Raw genomic sequence first — 18,593 nt, 5'->3', positions numbered from 1 at the left:
ATCGTCAGTCGACGAACTCGTTTGTCGCGTCATGGTGATGCGGCAGACAGTAAGGCGGCTCCAGCAGAGTCCGCTGGGCGGGCGTCAGCGAGGCGCGCAACTCGTCGGACCAGTCGAGGTAGACCCGGCTCCACGCCAGGTGGCCCGGCGCGTACTTGAACAGCAGGGTCCGCCGCTCGTGTTCGGCGAACCACGGGTGAGTGCCGTGCAGCAACGCGTTGTTGAACACGACGACGTCGCCGGCCCGCAATTCCACGTGGTGCACGCTTTCGTGCCGGTGGTCCCATCCGGTCGGAGCGGGGAAGTTGCTCTTGTGACTGCCGGGAACACAGACGAAACCGCCTTGTCCGGCGCCCATGTCGGTCAACGCCCAGCTGACGGTGACGATGCCGCTCGACATCCGGCCGTTCCGGAACGTGTAGAACTCGGACTGGTCGTGTGCCTCGCACGCGCCGCCGTGCAACGGCAGGCCGCTTGTGCCGGAACGCATCCTGATGCCGTAGTAGCGGTCCAGCCGCATCCGCTTCTCGAACAGATCGGTCAGCAGGGGGTGCACGGCCGGGTGGTCGAGCAGCTCGCGGAACGCCGCCGACCAGGCCAGGTAGCCGGAGAACAGCTGCCCGGCGAAGTCGTCGCCGGGCACGGGCAGCCGCTGCTCGTCGATCGCCCGGTTGAGCTCGGCGAGCGTGTCCGCGTCCAACGCTCGCCGGACGACGATGAAGCCCTGCAGATCGAACAGGTACCGCTGCTCATCGGTGAACACTGTGGACTCCGTTCTCCTGTTGTCACGCGGAAACGAGTTCTTCGGCGCACTGCTTGCCGCGCATCACCGCGTCGTCTGAGTTGATGTAGCGCCACTCGCCGAACCGGCCGGCGCACAACACTCCATAGCGTTCCAGAGTTTCGGTGATGTGCTTCCTGGCCGCCGAGGCGTTGAGCGTCTGGATCGGGTAGGCGCGGTCGACGGAGACGGTACTCCGGGCTGACGGCCGTACGCCCCGGTCGACGATTCCCATGTCGCCGACAGCGGTTCGCACTTGTTCGGCCAGGTCGGCGCCGTCGAGCGGTTTGTAGTCGGAGTAGGAGATTTCGGCCTGCACCGCGAACCGGCCGGAGGCCCGCAGGCGCGCGGACGAATTGGAATTGAGAACCAGCTTGTGGAAGCAGACATCCGGATCGGCGGAGTAGATCCGGTGGAACGTCGAGTAGTCGCCTCCGTCGAACACCAGGTTCACCAGTTTCAAGGAATTCCAGCGCAGTTCGGCCGCGGCCTGACGACAGCAGTCGGGCAGATCCGCGCACCTGCGGACGAGTTCGTCGAGCGGCATCGTCGACACCAGCCGGTCCCAGTCCAGCCGCACCCCGTTCTGGGTCACCAGGGTGCGGTGGCGCAGGTCGACGGTGCGCACCTCGTGGCCGGGACGGACCCGGTGGCCGATCTTGTCCGCGATGCCCGCGAACAACTCGAAGAAACCGCCCGCGGCCGGGTAGCGGACGGTGGCGTTGGGGAATGAGCGGAAGTCCTGCGGGCGCAACGCGCCGGCGACGATGGCGGCGGCGTCTGGCGTGACCACGCGGCCGGCCGTCCAGGCGGTGGCGATGTCGGACAGCGGGTGTGCCCAGACCTTCTCGTTGTACGGACGCAGGAAGTGCGAGGCGATGCCGGTGCCGAACGACGTCTCGATCCAGTCCAGCATGGACTGCGGCGTGCTGGGCGGCCGCCGGGCGGCCTCGAACAGCCCGGCGAGGCAGTCCTGGACCACGTCCGACGGCAGGCCGTGCAGGTGGCTCTGGAACGGATAGCGGACGAACGTGCCGTGCGAGTACACCCATGCCTGCCGCGGCTGCTGGTGGATTCCGGGGCGGCACCACTGATCCAGCAGTTCGCGGACGTACTCGTGCTTGGTGAAGAACGCGTGCCCGCCGAGGTCGAACACCGCGCCGCCGAGCTCGAACGACCGGCAGAGGCCGCCGGTCCCGGCGGCCGATTCCAGCACCAGGAATTCGCGATCGGTCCGGTCGAGGTGGAAGGCGGTGCTCAGCCCGGCCGGGCCGGCGCCCACGATGATGATCACGTGTCGGTCTCCAGACGGTGGGGCAACACGGCGCGCTCGGCGAAGAGCGGCGCTACGGCGTCGCTGATTGTGGTCGACACGGGAACCCGCTGGCTACCATCGGCGAACTTGCTTCGCACGGCTCCGCCGCGGTCGGCGGACGGAGACCACAGTGGACAATCGAGTTGGGCGAGGGGGCCGTGGTGCGGGTGCTCGTGACAGGTGCGGCGGGGTTCATCGGCAGCACGCTTGCCGACCAGTTGCTGCGTGACGGCCATGAGGTCGTCGGAGTGGACTGCTTCACCGACTACTACGACCCCGAGCGCAAACGTGCCCACATCGCCGGCGCGTTGCGCCACCGCGCGTTCGAACTCCGGGACGAGGATCTGGCCGGTTGCGGGCTGGCCGCGGCGCTGCGGGGCGTGGACGTGGTCTACCACCTGGCCGGCCAGCCGGGTGTGCACGGGTCATGGGGGAGCGGGTTCTTGTCGTACCAGCAGCGGAACATCCACGTGACCCAGCTCCTGCTGGAAGCCTCGACGGCATCGGGCGTCGAGCGTTTCGTGTACGCGTCGAGTTCTTCGGTCTACGGGGAGATCGACCTGCCTTCGGTGACCGAGAGTTCGCCGACCGTGCCACTGAGCCCTTATGGGGTAACGAAACTGGCGGCCGAACAACTTTGCCGCCTGTACGCACGGGAACGCGGCGTGCCGGTGGTGGCACTTCGCTACTTCACGGTGTACGGCCCCAGGCAACGCCCCGACATGGCCGCGTCACGGTTGATCGCGGCAGCGCTTTCCGGCGGGACGTTCCGGCTGTTCGGCGACGGCAGCCAGGTCCGCGACTTCACGTATGTCGATGACGTGGTGGCGGGCACGATCGCCGCCGGCACGGTGCCGCTCCCGGCTGGCACGGTGCTGAATCTCGCCGGCGGCGAGCCAGTTTCTCTCAATCGGGTGATCGAGGTGATCGGGACGGTCGCGGGCCGGGAACCGGCGGTGCACGCGGCCGGTGCGCGCTACGGCGACGTCACGCACACCGGAGGTGTCACCGCGCGGGCGCGGGAGCTCTTGGGCTGGTCGCCGCGAACCAGTTTGGCCCAGGGTCTGCGGAAGCAGGCCGACTGGATGTCGGAACTGCTGCGCAGTTCGCCGCCGATCGTGCGGTGACCGCGCGACGGTCGAACGGCGTCGGTTTCGACTGCCGAGGCAAGCCGCCGGTGCTTCGGGACTGCTAGGTTCGCCCCATGGATCTGCAGCGGCGGGACTACGAACGGCTCAAGCGCGCGGCGGGCGCGGATGTGGTGCGCGCGAACCTGATCACCGGTCGCGGATACACCCAGAACCGTCGGATGATCATCGAATTGGCCAGTGGCGCCACCCTGTTCGCCAAGCAGGCGACCGACGCCGCGAGCGCCGCGTGGTTGCGGACCGAGTACTCGGCGTACCGCCACCTGCGCGGCTCCTTCCTGCCGGAGCTGCTCGGCTGGGACGACGACGGCGAGTTTCCGGTTCTGCTGCTGCAAGACTTGTCCGACGCGCACTGGCCGCCGCCCTGGGACGCCGGGATGGTCGACGCGGTGCTGGCTGTGCTGGAGGAGGTGGCTGCTCATCCGGTCTTCCCCGGGCTGTCGCCGGTGCGCGAGACCGGCTTCGTACAGGCGCCCTGGGCGGAGGTCGCCGACGATCCGCGACCGCTGCTCGGCTTGGAACTCTGCAGCGAGCAGTGGCTGGAAAAGGCTTTGCCGGTGTTGCTGGACGTCGCGCATCCGGATCTGGCCGCCGGAAACGCGCTGGTGCATCTGGACGTTCGCAGCGACAACCTGTGCTTCCCGGCCGGCCGGACCGTGTTGTTCGACTGGAATCTCGCTGCGGTCGGCAATCCGGAGTTCGACGTCGCGTTCTGGCTGCCGAGCCTGAGGCTGGAGGGCGGACCGCGGCCCGAGGAGGCGGCCGCGGTGAGTCCCGGGGTGGCGGCTCTGGTGGCAGGGTTCTTCGCCAGCAAGGCCGGACTGCCCGTCATCCCGCACGCCCCCCGGGTCCGCGATATTCAGCGACGCCAGCTGGAAGTCGCGTTGCCGTGGGCGGCGCGTGCCCTCGAACTCCCTCCTCCGGACGGCGCGGCCGCCGCCGGCTGAGGCGCCGGGCGCGGGTCCGATCGCGCCGGTGCTCGCCGTGCCGGACGGCTGTCGCCGGTGCCCTCGGGCGGAAGTTCTTCCGCCGCAAGGCGAACCCGCGTGCGACTTCGCGCCGCCGGGCCGGCCGGGTGTGCGCGACCTCGGTCCGGCGGCGCGGTCGCGGTTCAGGCCGGCGATTCCCAACCGAGCGGATGCTGTGCTCTGATACCGAGAGCCGGTTTATCTGGAAGGGAACCGATCTGTGCCAACGATCCCCGTATCTCGGCTCACTGACCTGACCGTCGGCGTTCTGACCGCGTCCGGTGCGACGCGGGAATCGGCCGGAGTGGTCGCGGACTCGCTCGTCGGCGCCGATCGGGCCGGCCATGGTTCGCACGGCGTGCTGAAGCTGCCGTCCTACGTGCGGGATATCCGGGCGGGCAAGCTCGATCCCCGCGCGACGCCGACGGTCGTGGGATCGACCGCGGCGACGGCGCGGATCGACGGCGAAGGCGGGTTCGGCCACCTGGCCGCTCGGGCCGCCGCGGATCTGGCGGTGCGCAACGCCCGCGGAACCGGGCTCGGCGCGGTGGCGGTGTCGCACGCCCATCACACCGGCCGTCTCGGCGGATGGTCGGAACGCATCGCCGCACAGGGGATGATCGGCATGCTGGCGGGTGCGGAAGGGCAGCCGCCGTACAAGGTGGTGCCGCACGGCGGCCGGGCCGGCGCGCTGGCGACCAATCCGGTCAGCTGGGCGGTTCCCCGGGGACCCGGCCGGCCGCCGGTGCTGCTCGATTTCGCCACCAGCATGGTTTCCATCGGCAAACTGCAGCTCGCCCGGACCGGCGACGAGTCGGTGCCGCCCGGTTCGGTGCTGGACGCGGAGGGCAGACCGGCCGCGGACGTCGAGGCTTTCTTCGACGGCGGTTTCCTCAGCTCTTTTGGTTCCTACAAAGGGTATTCGCTCGGAGTGGTCGCCGAACTGCTCGCACTGGGGCTGAGCGACGGCCAGCGTTTCGGCGGCGCCGTCAGGTCGAGTTGCCTGTTCGTCCTGGCGATCGACCCCGCGCCCTTCCGGCCGCTGGCCGATTTTTTCGCCCACGTCGGCCGGATCGGCGACCGGATCAAGGCCACGCCCGCGGCCGATGGCTCCGAGGTGCTGTTGCCCGGCGATCCGGAGGAGCGGACCAGGGCGAAGGGCGGCGACCACGTCACGGTGGCCGACGCGACCTGGCAGGCGTTGCGGCGGCTCGGCGCGGACGTCGGCGTGAGTGCACTGGCCGACTCGTGACGACGGCGGCCCACGAGACGATCGGCCGCATCGTCCGCGAGATCGGGACCGAAGTGGTGTTCGGACTGATGGGCCGGGCGAACATGCGGATGCTGGCCGTCATGGAAGACCACGGCGTGCGGTACGTCGCGGCACGCCACGAGACGGCCGCGGTGGCCATGGCCGATGCCTACGCCAGGGCCACCGGACGGCTTGGCGTGTGTTCCGTGACGCTCGGGCCGGGCTTCACCCACTGCCTGACCGGTCTGGTCGAAGCCGCCCGTGCCGGTACGCCTTTGCTCCTCCTGGCAGGGGCCGCCCCGAGCGGGAGCGAGCACAGTGGACAGTACGTCGACCAGGGGGCGGTGTGCGCTGCCCTCGGCGTCGCCTGGCTGAACCTTGCTCGTGCGAGCGACCTTCGCGAGGTCGCGAAGAACGCGGTCCGGCAGGGCCGTCCCATCGCGGTCATGGTTGCCCCCGACCTGGAGCCGGCCGTCGACGCCGATGTCTTCGCCTCCGCCTGCGGGCCACCGGAACCCGCCGTCGCCGGCGCGGTCGGGATTGTCGCGGACATGCTCGCCGACGCGGCGCGACCGGTCGTGCTGGCGGGCAGAGGGGCGCTGGACGCCGGGCCGCAGCTGGTGACGCTCGCTGACCGGGTGGGCGCCCTGCTCGCCACCACGTTGCCCGCAGCGGGTTTGTTCGCCGGCCACCCGTTCGATCTCGGCACCATAGGAGTGCACGGCACTCCCGCGGCGGCCGAGCTGCTCGCGGAAGCCGACGTCCTGATGGCGTTCGGGACGAGTATCAGCCGTTTCACCACCTGCGGCGGCCACTTGTTCCCCGCGCTCAAGCACATCGTGCGCTGTGACACCACAGCCGCGGCACGCGTGTACGCGCCAGTGACGGAAACGATCGTGGGTGATGCGGCAGCTGTCGCGCGCGCTGTCGGAGAAGCATTGCCCGGCGGCGGAGCCTGCTCGGCCGGGTATCGGGCGGGTGGCGTCCGGGCGAGGATCGCGGCCGGTCGTGGTCCGATCGAAGGCGATCTCGGCAGCCCCGGCGTGTTCGTCGACCCGCGCAAGGCTCTCGAGTGGCTCGACCAACGGCTGCCCGAGGCGACTGCGATCGTGCCGGAGCCCAGCCATGCCAGCGGTTACGCGCTGGAGCACCTGCGCCCGCGATTCGCCCGCGGCACCGTGAGCTTGTTCGACTTCCAGTCCATCGGTCTGGGCCTGGCCGCCGCAGTCGGGGTCGCCGCGGCGTTCCCCGAGCACGTCACGGTCGCGGTGGCGGGCGACGGCGGCGTGCTGATGGCGTTGGGCGAACTGGAGACCATGGTCCGGTATCGGCTTCCGGTGCTGCTGGTCGTGCTCAACGACGCGGCCTACGGCACGGAAGTGCGGGAGCTCCAGCTGCGCGGCGAGCCGATCGCAGCCGCCACTTTCCCGGAGACGGACTTCGCCGGAACCGCGCGGGCGTTGGGCGCCTCGGGGACGACGGTTCGAGACCTGGCGGACCTCTCGGCGGTCGAACCCTGGCTGAACGATCCGGCCGGGCCGTTCGTGGTGGACTGCCGGATCGACCCGCGGCACCCGGCCGCCTGGTTCACCGCCGCGATCGGCCAGCCGGACGGATTCTTGCGAGCGCCACGGCTCGGTTTCGACCGGCCGGCGGCCGTGGGGAACGGTGGTGCGCCGTGAACATCCTGCTCGCCGGCCGGCTGGGCCGGTACGCCGACCGGGTCCTGGCCATGTCCGAGCGCGGGCACCGGCTGGTCTACTGCACGTTGCCCGCGCCGACGCAGAAGCCGCTGCCCGACGACCTGAAAGACGATTCGATCCCGCGCTACGTCCTGTCGCCGGGAACGGCGGGCAGGCGCGTGGCGCGGCTCGTGGACGAGTACGACATCGACGTGGTCTACAGCATGAAAAACGTCTGGGACGGCTCGCTCGAATTGACCGGCGAGATGCTCGACGCGGGCGTCGGAAACGTCGTACGGCACTACAAGGAGCATTTCTGCTGTCCGTCGGAACTGGAACGCCGCAGTCTCACCGAGACCGCCGGCCAGATCTACATCAACGAGGAATCGCTGGCCTACTTCCGGGACGTCTACGGCGTCGACCCCGCCACCGCGCACGTACTGGAGACCGATTTCCTGCCGGCCAGGTACGTCGGCGAAGACTTCCGGCCGAAGCTGTACGACACCGACGGCCGGCCGCATCTGCTCGTCGCGGGCGGCGTCTCGGCGACTGGCGGGCGGACCGATATCCGGGAGCTCTGCGCTACGATGATCAGGCGCGAAGTCCACGTGCACATCTACGGGGCGAAGTTCGTCGGCCCCAACGAACTCGGCGTGTGGAGCGTTGACCACGCCGAGGCGCGGGCCGCGTACGACTCGCTCACCGCTTCCGGCTACGTGCACCTGCACGGCCACGTCGATCCGCCGCGGTTCGTCGCCGAATGGTCCGGATACGATGCCGGGCTGTTGCACGTCGCCGCTTCCGGGGGGCACGAGGAACCGTTCCAGCGGATGAACCATCCGAACAGGGTTTCGCCTTATGTCGCCGCCGGTTTGCCGCTCGCCCAGCAGGACGGCAGGCAGGCGAGCGTCCGCCGCATGGTCGAGCGCGCCGGGATCGGCCTGGTCTACCGGACCTTCGACGACCTCGCCGACCAGCTGGAAGACCGGGCCGAACTGGCGAGGGCGAGCGAACGCGTCCGCGCGGCCCGGCCCGCTTTCACCTACGAGTTCCACTTGGACGAGTTGCTGGACATACTCGCGCGGTATGCCGGATAGCCCACGCAGACGGGAGGAACGCCATGGCTTCGGGCGACAGTCATTACGATCACGTCGTCTTCGTGTCCGTCGACACCATGCGCAGCGATGCCATCGGGGCCAACCCGATACCGCTGTGGCCCACGAAACACCCATCCGCCCGGCCGGTGAAAACCACGGTGCTGGACGAGCTGGCGGGCAGCGGGAGTTTCTTCCCCAACATGATCAGCGCGGCCCCGTACACGGCGGCGTCCCACGCGACGATCTTCACCGGCCAGTACCCGCTGCGCAACGGCCTGCACGAGTTCTACAACGGATCGCTGCGCGCGCCGACAGTGTTCACCTACGGCAGGCGGGCCGGCCGGCGCACGGTGATGAAAGTGGACTTCCCGATCATCCTCGGCCCGGAGCTCGGATTCACCCGCGACGTCGACGTGTACCTGAGCGAGGAGGACGACCAATTCATCGACGCCGTCGTCAGTGCGCGGTCCACCGTGGCCCTCGCGCATTTCGGCGGTGTGCACGTGCCGTACGGCTTCCACAACACCAGGTTCGGCGGCGACGCGTACCGGAAGAAGACGGCCGAGCTGGACGCGATGGTGCCCGCGGCCGTGCCGTTCGCGGATCTGCTGGTCGAAAGCTACCGCGACGCCGAGGACACCGAACTGCTCGTGCGTTACAAGCGGGCGACCCAGTACCTGCATTCGGAACAGCGGTACGACGAGCTGTTCCAGCTCTACCTCGACGGCGTGGAGCACTTCCTGACCACCCGGCTCGAGCCGTTCCTGGCGCGGCTGACCGAACGCGTGGCCGCGACCGGCCGATCCTTGCTGCTGGTGCTGTTCGCCGACCACGGCGAGGAGTTCGACGAGTATTCGAACGGGCACTTCAACTCGATGGCCGAGGGAGTCCTGCGGGTCCCGTTGATCATTTCGGGCGACGGGATCGGCCCGGCGGTGCATCTCGACCGGATCCGGACGGCCGACATCGCGCCCACCGTGATGGAGCTGGCGGGCATCACCGCTTCGGCGACGGGCTTGTTCGACGGTCAGTCCCTGGCGCCGGTGGTGCGAGGGGAAGCGGTTCTGCCCGGGGACGCCGCCGCGCTGGCCGAGGCGTACACGTCCGACCTGAACGAATTCGTGGCGTTCCAACGGGAACAGCTGAGCGGCCAGGCGCCGGGCCCGCTGGCCCATGTCCTCGTCGGGCACGCGGCATACCTGGGCGACCGGCGGGTGGTCCGGCTGACGCAGCAGTACCTGGACATGTTCCGGCAGATGAAGCCGACGAACACGGTGTGGGTGGAACAGTTCGGCGAAGGCCGGCTCCCGGTTCAGGTTCCGCACGCCGATCCGGCGCCGTTGCTGGCCATGCTCGACGATTACCGGACCGCGCTGGCGCCGCCGGCCGAGGTGCCGGTCACCGCGGGCATGCGTGACCAGCTTCGGGCGCTCGGGTACCGAGTGTGATGTCCGCCAGCACGCTGGGCGGCGACGGATGGCGGCCACGCGTCGGCGGGCACGCCGACGACGTGGCGGGCGGACGCGTCTGGGCGGCTTGCGGATACCGGTCGGAAGTGTCCCGGCTTCGCGAGGTGCTGCTCGCTCGGCCGCCGGACACCATCGAGGGCATCACCGACCCAGCCCGTTTCCTGATGGCCGAACGCGTTGACCTCATGGCGTTGCGCGCGCAGGCCGCCGGGTTGGCGGAGGTGTACACGGCGCTGGGGGTCACCGTGCACATGGCGGTCCCGTCGCCGGACGCGCCGCCGAACGTGATCTTCATGCGCGATCTGTTCCTCGCGACGCCACAGGGGGCGATCCTGGCCAGGACGGCCGCCGAGCAGCGGCGCGGCGAGGAACGCCATGCCTGCGCCGCACTCGCCGGCTTGGGTGTGCCGATCCTCCGGACGCCCACGGGCACGGCGACGTTCGAAGGGGCCGACGCGCTGTGGGCCGACGAGCGAACTGTGCTTGTCGGACACGGGTTCCGGACGAATCTCGAAGGCGTGCGGGTGGTCCGGGACGTGCTGCGCGAGCAAGGGGTCGACGTCATCGCGGTGCCGCTCGGCAAAGGCGTGCAGCACCTCCTCGGCTCCGTGGTGTTCATCGACCGGGATCTGGCCGCCGTGCACGCCGCCGCGGCCGGGCCGCGGCTGCGCGCCGAGCTGACGGCCAGGGGCTACGAGACGCTGGAGTTCCCGCCCGACGAGGAGCTGACCGCCGGGCGGGGGATGAACGTGGTGACGATCGCGCCGCGCGAGGTCCTGATGCCCGCCGGCTGCCCCGGCATCCGGGACCGGCTGGAGCGGGCCGGGATCCGGACGCACACGGCGGACGTCGGCGAGTACGTCAAGGCGGCCGGAGGGGTCGGCTGCCTCACCGGAATCCTGCGGCGAGACTGAGGTCCGTGCCGTTTTCGGCTTCGATGCCCTCGCGGGCCAGTTCGCCGAGAACGCGCCGGGCCGTGCCCTCGGCCTGCCGCGGATCGGTGATCGCCTGCGGCAGCATCGCCATCCGCTCCACCAGCTTCTCCAGCCGGAAGTTCGAACGGGGATCCCGCCACGGCACGAGCGGCGTCTCGTAGTCCTTCTGCCACAGCAGGTGGACCGCGTGGTCGCTGTTCCACCGGATGTCGTCGAGCGCTTCCCGCCAGAGCTGCCGCGCGGCTTGGATGTCCATGCCCACGTGCCGCCAGGAGTAGTCCGGGTCGTCCGGGTCGTCCACGCGCAGTTCGAGTGCTTCGGCGTCCTGCCACACCGGCATCGTCTCGTCCTGCAGCGAGAAGATGCTCAACGTGAAGTGGCCGCTGAAATCGTCACGCAGGAACGAGCGGGTGGCGTCGAAGTCCTCAGGCGTCTCGCCCGGGTAGCCGATGATGTACGAGACGCGGTACCCCAGCTCGCTGGCCGACAGCAGCTCGAACGCGCGCCGGTTGGCTTCGGCGGTGACCTGTTTCTTCATCAGCTTGAGCACTTTGTCGCTCATCGACTCGAAGCCGATCGAGAGCCACCGGCAGTGCGCGGCGAGCAACCGCTCCACCGTGCTCGCTTCCTTGATGGCATTGGCCCGGGAAAAGGCTTCCCAGCCGATCCGCACGTCCGGCAGCAGGTCGAGCAGTTCGCGCAGCCGCGTCGGCGGCACCGTGAAGGTGGAGTCCGACGCCCGGATGTGCTTGGCTCCGTTCTCGTCGCGGTATCTCGCCCAGTCGTGTGCGATCTTGTGCGCGGATTTGTAGCGCCACTTCGGCGACGCGGCGGGGAAGGAGCAGAACTTGCAGCTGAACGGACAGCCCCGCATGGACTCGTAGGGCACGATGGTGCGTGCGCCGTGCATCGCGGGCGACGGATGGCGTTCCAGGTCGATGTACCGGAACTCGTTGTGGGCGATCGCGCCGCTGTCCGTGCGGACCACGAGGTTGGGGACATCGCGCCAGTCGTACCGTCCGTCGATCGCGCGGAGCACCAAGGGAAGCGCCTCTTCGGCGTCGCCGCGCACGACGCTGTGCACCTCCGGGTGCGCGGCCATGATCGGCAGGTACTTCAGGTTGCTGTACTGCCCGCCCAGCACGATCGGCACGCCGGGGTAGCGGGCCGCGGCCCAGTTGACCGCCCGGGACATCGACCTGCGGTCCCAGATGAACGTGGTGGACAGGAGGATCAGGTTGACGTCGGACGGGCCGGAGCGCGGCTCGGCCGTACCCGCCCACACTCCCGACAGGTCGAACGACTCGTAGTCGGCGCCGGCCGCGTCCAGCACGGACTCGAGCGTGGTCGTGGTCAGGTGGGGCACCTCGGCGGCGGTGATCCCGGACAGGCCGTCGATCCGCAGCGACGTCGATCCCCTGCCGAGCGAGCGCCGCAGCAGCGGGTACGTCCGGCCGCCGTGCCGGAACCGCAGCCGCTCCAGGGTCAGGCCGCCGTAGTACCGCCCGGCGAGCGATGCCGCCGAATCCGGGGAGAACAGGGAACCGCGCAGGACGTCTTCGCTCTTGAACGCCGGTCCGAGTCCGGAAAGCAGTAATGCGGTCATCAGCTGTCTCCATATTTGATCGATTACCGTGCCGCACGGTACTGATGGGGCGAGGATTCCGGCAAGTAAACGAGGTGTGGTCCGGTGAATGTGAACGACGACGAAGAGGTGCTGGTGCTGACCAGATGGCAGGCCACGTGGCCATCCGACGATCCGCACGCGAATTTCAAATCCGAGGTGGTCGCCTACGGCCTGCTCGATCCGCTGGTCACCATTCGCGGAATGTCGCGCAATCTCGGCATACCGGTCGGGGCCATCGCTCGGTACGTGCTGGCCAGGTGGGCGACCGGAGGAAGCGGAGGCCTGCTTGAACTCGGCCCGGTGATGGTCCACCGGCTGTGGGAGCCGATCGGCCGCGCCGAGGACGCGGGCACCGACGAGCAGCGGCTGGCGGCCTACCACCAGCTTCGCCAAATGATCGCCTGGCTGAAACTGCCACTGGATGATCCCGCTATTTATCCGGCGGACCAGCGGGAGCGGTGAAACGTGGCCACGAAAACGTCGGGACCGCCCGTCGCTGACCGCGCTTCCGTTTTCCGGGCGTTGTTCGCCAGCGCAATAGGCAGCGCGATAGAATGGTATGATTTCTATCTTTATTCGACGGCGACCACGCTCGTGCTCGCGCCGCTGTTCTTTCCGATCGGTTCGTCGGGCGCGGGCGCCATGGCCTCGTTCGCGACTTACGCCGCCGGATTCGTCGCCCGGCCGCTCGGGGGCTTCCTCGCCGGGCACTTCGGCGACCGGATCGGCCGCAAGTCGATGCTCGTGCTCACGCTCATGGTGATGGGCGCCGCGACGTTCGCGGTCGGCCTGTTGCCGACGTACGACCAGATCGGCATCCTCGCGCCGGCGATCCTGGTGCTCCTGCGGGTGCTGCAGGGCATCGGCATCGGCGGCGAGTGGGGCGGCGGCGTGCTGCTGGCTGTGGAGAACGCGCCGCCCGGCCGGCGGGCGTGGTACAGCAGCTGGCCGCTGATCGGCTTTCCGCTGGGGCTCATGGCGAGCACCCTGTCCTTCGCCGCGGTCGCCACGTTGCCCGCGGCCGACCTGATGGGCTGGGGCTGGCGGATCCCGTTCCTGTTGTCGTGCCTGCTGGTCGCGCTCGGGATCTACGTGCGGGTCGGGATCGTCGAGACACCCGAGTTCACCGCCGTGAAGAACGGTTCGGGCGTGTCCCGCATTCCGTTGTGGGACGTGCTGCGGGGACACTCCCGCGCGATGGCGTGCGGGATGTTCGCCGCGCTCGGTGTCGGGAGCGTCGTGTCGTTCTTCACGGTCTTCCTGCCTTCCTCCTCCTACGCCGCTGACGCGGGCACGCGATCCTCTGTCCTCACCGGCCTGGTGATCGGCGCGGCGGTCCAGTGCGTCACGGTGCCGCTCTACACGCGGTGGTCGGATCGGCGCGGCCGCAAGCCGGTGATGGTCTGGGGCTTTCTGGTCACCGCGGTGACCGCGGTCCCGGCGGTGGGCTGGCTGGGGTCCAAGGACACCGTGCTGACCACGATCAGCTACGTGCTGGCGATGGCTGTCGGGCACGCGGCGGCGTACAGCAGCCTCGCGGCATTCCTGATCGACGTGTTCCCGGTACGGGTTCGGTATTCGGCGTTGGCGTTGACCTACCAACTTGGCGCGACCATCTCCAGCTTCCTGCCGCTGGCGGCCACTGTCGTCGCCGGCGGGCCGCGGGCGACCGGCGCGACGGTCTGGCTGTTCGCGGGCGTGGCGGCGGTGGCGTCGCTGGGCGTGGTCCTCATGCCCCGGCCAGGACGGGAGGCTCAGCCCGGCGGCCCACCGGGCTGAGCGGGGCGGCCGGCCCCGGCGCCGGCCGTCGGTTCTTGGTCCGCCGGGCAACCGGGCGCCAGGTCAGCCGCCCTGCTGGACCATCGCCACCCGTTCCAAGCCACAGCCGGTGACCAGCGTCTGTTCCCTGCGGTCGCTGAGGAGCTTCGCCGTCCAGTCCACCAGGCCCCCGTCGGCCACCTCCATCTTCTCGTCGCCGAACCCGGTGAACACCTTGTAGGACAGCCCGGTGTAGTAGGGCTCCCGGCCCTGCGGCCGCGCGTCTCCGATCACGACGGCCAGATCCGGCGCCCCGCTCACTCGCGCGGATACGCGCTCGGCCAGGACACGGGCCCCCGCGGCCGGCGGATCCAACCGGATGGTGATCGCACGCGCCCCCGCCGCTCGCAAGACGGCCACGACGAAGAGGAGGTGAGCGCATATCTGTTCGTGCCCGAACCGCGAACCGGAACCGCGGCGGCCCGCGCTGATCATGCCGAACAGCTGGAAGTGAATCGTGATCGCGCGGCCGCCGTCCACGCGGATCACCCGGGCCACCCGCTGGGAAGCGGCCAGCCGGACGACGTTCTCGTCCCGCGTTCCGGTGCGCCGGGCGGCCGCGGCCAGCGCCAGCCCCACCGTCGGGTCGGCGGACACCTCGCTGGCGCGGCTGGTGGCGACGACTCTCGACTGGCCGATCGAGGTCACCGCCGAATGCGCGCCGAACGGCAGGATCGGCGCCAGCGACAGCACTTCGAAATCCTGGGGCAGTTTGCCGAACAGCAGGTCCTCCGCCGCCCGCAGCGCGGGCAGCGGCATCCGGTCGTCGGTGGAGAACCCGCGTTCCTGGTAATCGCGCAGGACCCGGGACGCGGTGACCCTGCCGGACCTGACCCGGAGCGCCTCGGTGAGCAACGCGGTCAGATCGGTACCGGACAACTCGTGCGCCAGCAGCGAAAGAACCGTGTCGTTGCCGGATCGACGGAGAACTCGCGATACCGCAGGACCATCATTGGCCGGTGTGTTGGGCATAGTGCATTATGGCGTGACGAGCCATCGCGCCGTAGCCGTCCGGGTCGGGTTGCCGGCGGCGGCGAGACGGCCGCGGGATCGGCGAGGTCGTGCCGGGACGTTCTCGGTCGGACTGCGTTCTGGAGGAGCCATGGTTTCGTGGCCGGCGGAATTCGACAGTTTGCTCCGCAGGCACTGCCGCCACGCCGACGCGGACGTGGAAATCACCGGGGACACCACGTTGTCGATGCTGGGCATGGATTCGCTGGAAATCGTGGAATTCATCCTCGGCATCGAAGAGACATTTCAGCTGACCGTTCCGGAGGAACTGCTGACACCGGAGGTTTTCGCGACGACGGCGACCGTATGGACCGCCATCGCGCCACTGGTTCCGGCTGGAAGCGGGCCGGTTCCCGGTGTTCCGCCGGCGCCGCCGCGCGGCGGATGACTGCTCGCGGGGGACAGGCTCGGGGAGAAGAGCGGGCCCGGGCGGCGTCCGCGGCGCCCTCACTCGCCGGGGAGCCGATCGACCCGGGCGTCCGGCTCTCGGACGACCGTCGCCAGTGCGGTCCGGAAGTCGTCGGCCAGCTTGACGATGGTCTCCCGGCGGAACAGCGCGGAATTGTATTGGACGACACCGGATCCGCCGCCGCCGTTCACCTCGAAACTGGGATTCTCCCGCTGGAAGACCGCCCGCCGCAGGGGATCCGCGGCGACGCTGAACTCCTGGCTGACCAGGTCGCCGCGATCGAAGCCGAATGACCGCAGCCGGTAGGGCAGCTCGGGTCGTGGTGGTGCGGGCCGTCGTGCCACGCCGAGCGTGAGAGATGCCTGGCCGATGGCGAAGGGGGGACAGGGGCCCGCCGAAAGCCGCCCGGGCTCCAGATGTTCGACCAGCCGGTGGTAGGAGCACTGCTGCCTCGTCGCCTGGCGCAGCGCCCCGGTGGTCCGCGCGAGCAGATCGGAGCACAGTGCCGTGCCGGTCACGGTGAAATCGACGAACACCACGTTCGGGAAGTAGCCGATCATGGCCGCCGTTTCGGAGTCGGTGCGGCCGTTGAGCAACGTGCTGATCGTGAGACGGGACTGGCCGGTCCGACGGAACAGAATCGCCGCGTAGGCGCTGAGCATCACGGCGAGCACGCTCGACCTGCGCCGCAGCGCCATCGCGCGCAGTTGCGCGAGCAGTTCCGGCGGCAGCTCGAAATCGTGGACCTCGTACCGGAACCGGTTCACGCTCGTGCGCGGCTGATCGGTACGCAGGTCCAGCGGGGGCGGGGTGTCCGGTATGACGCGGCGCCAGTGCTGGAGTCTGGCCGGATCGGCCGCTTCGGCGCGCTGCCGCCGTGCCCAGCCCAGGTAGCCCAGCTCGCTGGACGGCAGCTCGGCGCGGCTGTCCTCGCGGACGCGCCGGTAGAAGTCGTGGAGTTGCGTGAAGAACGTGATGAGTGACGTGCCGTCGGTCATCAGGAAAGGAAAGGCCAGGAGGAGCACGTGGTCGTCGGGGGACAAGCGGACGAGCCGCGCTCGCGTGACCGGTCCGGTGCGCAGATCGAACGGCTCGTCGTCGTCCGCCAGCGCCAGTCGCCTGGCGGCCCGCTCCGCCTCGGCCGTCGAGTGTCCGCCGAGATCCACTGTGGTGAGCGTCGTCGCGTCGGCGGCTGGTCGTTGGCCGCTGTCCCACTCGTATCCGGTCAGGACGGAGCGCAGGACCGGGTGCAGGTGAACCACGCCGCGGAGCGCCCGATCGAGTGCGTCCGCGTCCAGTGGCCCTTCCCATCGCACCGCCGTGGTGAGGTTGAGGAAGGTGGCCCCCGGATTCTCCGGGTTGAGGAGGCGCATGTGCTCCCAGAGGTGTTCTTGGGGCGGCGCCAGCGGGAAAGTCTCCGCGGCTCTGGCCGAAGTGTGCACGATGTGTTCCTGTCGTTCGGGGTTGACGCCGGCTTTGGCGTCAATTCGCGGCTTGCGGGAAACCCGCTTCCGATCGTCGCGACCGCCGTGCCCCGCCGGGACGACTGCCGATGCGGGCGCCGGTCGTACGCTCTGATGGTGTGTGAACATTCGAAAAACGGTCTTCAGAATACGATCTTTGCTTTGCCGAGTGTGCCGCCGTCCGGTTTCCGCACCCCGGGTGCCGGTGGCCGAGGGCGGTCCGGGCTCATTCGGAGCGCGGGTCCCGGGCTGATCGGCCAGTCCGGCGGAAATCAATCGCTAATCGCCCTGAACAGTTGTCGAAGCAGCGGAGTCCGGTCAGCGGAACATTGCTTGGACTGGTTCCGCAAAACACTATCAGCGGGGATGAGAATGTCGGACGTACCGATCAATGGGACAGTCAAGGGGGGCGAGGCTATCGTCGAATAAACGACGTCTCCGGGTTGACTGCGTGATTTTCCTGCACTAAACTCTGCGGACGGGTAATTGTTGTCCGGGAGGCTTGGTCGAGACAATATCCGGGGGAGGGGATTATCGGCCTTGCGCTATCGAATCGCCGCTTTGCGGGTGTGCTCTGCTCAGTCCGAACTGAAACTGGGGATCGCATACAGTGAGTGATATTGAAATAAACGATTCCTCGCCGGAAACTTCTTTAGAAGGATCCGCTGTCGTCCTGGTTCCCGTCGACTCCCTGCTCGTCTCCGACTCGCCCCGGCTCGCCGGCGAGAATGCCGACCACATCCGTCTCCTCGCCGAGTCGGACGATCCGCTCCCGCCGATAGTGGTCCACCGGCGGACGATGCGGGTCATCGACGGGATGCACCGGCTGCGCGCCGCGGTCCTCGGCGGCAGGGACACCGTGGCGGTCAGATTCTTCGACGGCGACAGTGACGAGGCTTTCGTTCTGGCGGTTCGGGAAAACACCACCCACGGCCTGCCCCTCACCGCGGCGGACCGCGCGGCCGCGGCCGAACGCATCCTGCGGTCCCACGTGCAGTGGTCCGATCGCGCGATCGCCGCTGTGGCCGGGATTTCCGCCAAGACGGTGGCGACGATCCGGGCGCGGGAAACCGCCGGGATCCCGCAGCTGCACGCCCGGGTGGGGCGGGACGGGAAGGTCCGTCCGCTCGATCAGTCGGAGGGGCGCATCCGGGCGGTCGAATTGATCCGGCAGAACCCCGAGATCAAACTCCGCGAGCTCGCCAAAGGCGCCGGGGTGTCCGTCGGCACCGCTCGTGACGTGCGCGAACGGCTTCGCCGCGGTGACGATCCGGTGCCGCCGCGGCTGCGCGAAGGGCTGCACAAACATCTCCGGGCGGCTGAGGAGCCGGGGGCGGGCAAGGACGGCAAAGGACAGGTTTTCGATTTCGCGGCGGCCGTTTCGAATCTGCGAAACGATCCGTCGCTCCGTTTTACCGAAGGCGGTCGGGTATTGCTGCGGCTGCTCGATCTGCATACGGCGAGGGTGGCGCAGCTGTCCGAGCTCGCCAACACCGTGCCCTCGCACTGGGTGAACCTGGTCGCCGAAGTCGCGGGAGAGTGCGCTCAAGCTTGGCAGGAGTTCGCTGTTCAGCTCAAACAACGCCAGGAAGCGCTGGCGTGACTCGCTGATCGCACA

General features: G+C 69.1%; 17 protein-coding genes. 11 read left to right on the top strand and 6 right to left on the bottom strand.

Features of this window, described 5'->3' with window-relative positions; genetic code table 11:
- Window positions 1–4: 4 nt before the first annotated feature.
- Window positions 5–763, bottom strand: a complete 759-nt coding sequence (locus tag ACWDNU_RS17270) for a phytanoyl-CoA dioxygenase family protein (RefSeq protein ID WP_449669575.1) — start codon at window positions 761–763, stop codon at window positions 5–7.
- 22 nt (window positions 764–785) lie between these two features.
- Window positions 786–2,075, bottom strand: a complete 1,290-nt coding sequence (locus tag ACWDNU_RS17265; protein WP_449669574.1) for a protoporphyrinogen/coproporphyrinogen oxidase — start codon at window positions 2,073–2,075, stop codon at window positions 786–788.
- 182 nt (window positions 2,076–2,257) lie between these two features.
- On the opposite strand from ACWDNU_RS17265, the gene ACWDNU_RS17260 reads away from it, so the two are divergent.
- The 7 genes from ACWDNU_RS17260 to ACWDNU_RS17230 all read left to right on the top strand — a co-directional run bounded on the left by ACWDNU_RS17260 (window position 2,258) and on the right by ACWDNU_RS17230 (window position 10,626).
- Window positions 2,258–3,223, top strand: coding sequence for an NAD-dependent epimerase/dehydratase family protein (locus tag ACWDNU_RS17260; protein WP_449669573.1), 966 nt, complete (start codon window positions 2,258–2,260; stop codon window positions 3,221–3,223).
- A gap of 77 nt (window positions 3,224–3,300) precedes the next feature.
- Window positions 3,301–4,191 carry a phosphotransferase gene (locus tag ACWDNU_RS17255; protein WP_449669572.1) on the top strand — a complete coding sequence of 297 codons (891 nt, stop codon included), beginning with the start codon at window positions 3,301–3,303 and terminating at the stop codon, window positions 4,189–4,191.
- A gap of 241 nt (window positions 4,192–4,432) precedes the next feature.
- Complete coding sequence (locus tag ACWDNU_RS17250; RefSeq protein WP_449669571.1) at window positions 4,433–5,464, top strand: Ldh family oxidoreductase; 1,032 nt, start codon at window positions 4,433–4,435, stop codon at window positions 5,462–5,464.
- Window positions 5,461–7,146 carry a thiamine pyrophosphate-binding protein gene (locus tag ACWDNU_RS17245; RefSeq protein ID WP_449669570.1) on the top strand — a complete coding sequence of 562 codons (1,686 nt, stop codon included), beginning with the start codon at window positions 5,461–5,463 and terminating at the stop codon, window positions 7,144–7,146. The genes ACWDNU_RS17250 and ACWDNU_RS17245 overlap by 4 nt, the downstream gene beginning before the upstream one ends.
- Window positions 7,143–8,243 carry a hypothetical protein gene (locus tag ACWDNU_RS17240; RefSeq protein ID WP_449669569.1) on the top strand — a complete coding sequence of 367 codons (1,101 nt, stop codon included), beginning with the start codon at window positions 7,143–7,145 and terminating at the stop codon, window positions 8,241–8,243. The genes ACWDNU_RS17245 and ACWDNU_RS17240 overlap by 4 nt, the downstream gene beginning before the upstream one ends.
- A 23-nt stretch (window positions 8,244–8,266) precedes the next feature.
- Window positions 8,267–9,691: a sulfatase-like hydrolase/transferase gene (locus tag ACWDNU_RS17235; protein WP_449669568.1), complete on the top strand. Its 1,425-nt coding sequence runs from the start codon at window positions 8,267–8,269 to the stop codon at window positions 9,689–9,691.
- Complete coding sequence (locus ACWDNU_RS17230; RefSeq protein WP_449669567.1) at window positions 9,691–10,626, top strand: dimethylarginine dimethylaminohydrolase family protein; 936 nt, start codon at window positions 9,691–9,693, stop codon at window positions 10,624–10,626. The genes ACWDNU_RS17235 and ACWDNU_RS17230 overlap by 1 nt, the downstream gene beginning before the upstream one ends.
- Here the strand turns inward: ACWDNU_RS17230 and ACWDNU_RS17225 are convergent.
- Window positions 10,601–12,253, bottom strand: a complete 1,653-nt coding sequence (locus tag ACWDNU_RS17225; RefSeq protein ID WP_449669566.1) for a B12-binding domain-containing radical SAM protein — start codon at window positions 12,251–12,253, stop codon at window positions 10,601–10,603. The two genes, ACWDNU_RS17230 and ACWDNU_RS17225, sit on opposite strands and share 26 nt — an antisense overlap.
- A gap of 84 nt (window positions 12,254–12,337) precedes the next feature.
- Here ACWDNU_RS17225 and ACWDNU_RS17220 point away from each other — a divergent pair, with 84 nt between their 5' ends.
- Both ACWDNU_RS17220 and ACWDNU_RS17215 read left to right on the top strand, forming a co-directional pair.
- Complete coding sequence (locus tag ACWDNU_RS17220; RefSeq protein ID WP_449669565.1) at window positions 12,338–12,736, top strand: DUF6027 family protein; 399 nt, start codon at window positions 12,338–12,340, stop codon at window positions 12,734–12,736.
- Window positions 12,737–12,739: 3 nt separating this feature from the next.
- Window positions 12,740–14,053 (top strand): MFS transporter, encoded by a 1,314-nt coding sequence (locus ACWDNU_RS17215; RefSeq protein WP_449669564.1) that lies wholly within the window; start codon window positions 12,740–12,742, stop codon window positions 14,051–14,053.
- 63 nt (window positions 14,054–14,116) lie between these two features.
- Here the strand turns inward: ACWDNU_RS17215 and ACWDNU_RS17210 are convergent, their stop codons facing one another.
- Window positions 14,117–15,064, bottom strand: coding sequence for a hypothetical protein (locus tag ACWDNU_RS17210; RefSeq protein ID WP_449669563.1), 948 nt, complete (start codon window positions 15,062–15,064; stop codon window positions 14,117–14,119).
- 130 nt (window positions 15,065–15,194) lie between these two features.
- On the opposite strand from ACWDNU_RS17210, the gene ACWDNU_RS17205 reads away from it, so the two are divergent.
- Window positions 15,195–15,491, top strand: a complete 297-nt coding sequence (locus ACWDNU_RS17205) for a phosphopantetheine-binding protein (protein WP_449669562.1) — start codon at window positions 15,195–15,197, stop codon at window positions 15,489–15,491.
- A 59-nt stretch (window positions 15,492–15,550) separates the two neighbouring features.
- Here ACWDNU_RS17205 and ACWDNU_RS17200 read toward each other — a convergent pair whose 3' ends face one another.
- Both ACWDNU_RS17200 and ACWDNU_RS17195 read right to left on the bottom strand, forming a co-directional pair.
- Complete coding sequence (locus ACWDNU_RS17200; RefSeq protein ID WP_449669561.1) at window positions 15,551–16,954, bottom strand: condensation domain-containing protein; 1,404 nt, start codon at window positions 16,952–16,954, stop codon at window positions 15,551–15,553.
- Window positions 16,955–17,627: 673 nt separating this feature from the next.
- Entirely contained in the window at window positions 17,628–17,765 is a 138-nt protein-coding gene (locus ACWDNU_RS17195; RefSeq protein WP_449669560.1) for a hypothetical protein, read from the bottom strand.
- Between the two features lie 9 nt (window positions 17,766–17,774).
- On the opposite strand from ACWDNU_RS17195, the gene ACWDNU_RS17190 reads away from it, so the two are divergent.
- Window positions 17,775–18,578 (top strand): hypothetical protein, encoded by an 804-nt coding sequence (locus tag ACWDNU_RS17190; RefSeq protein WP_449669559.1) that lies wholly within the window; start codon window positions 17,775–17,777, stop codon window positions 18,576–18,578.
- The last annotated feature ends 15 nt before the right edge of the window (window positions 18,579–18,593 follow it).

The sequence above is a fragment of the Amycolatopsis sp. NPDC003676 genome (assembly GCF_053587275.1).
Note: the sequence above shows the minus strand (reverse complement) of the source record. Positions and strands in the feature narration are given on the sequence as shown.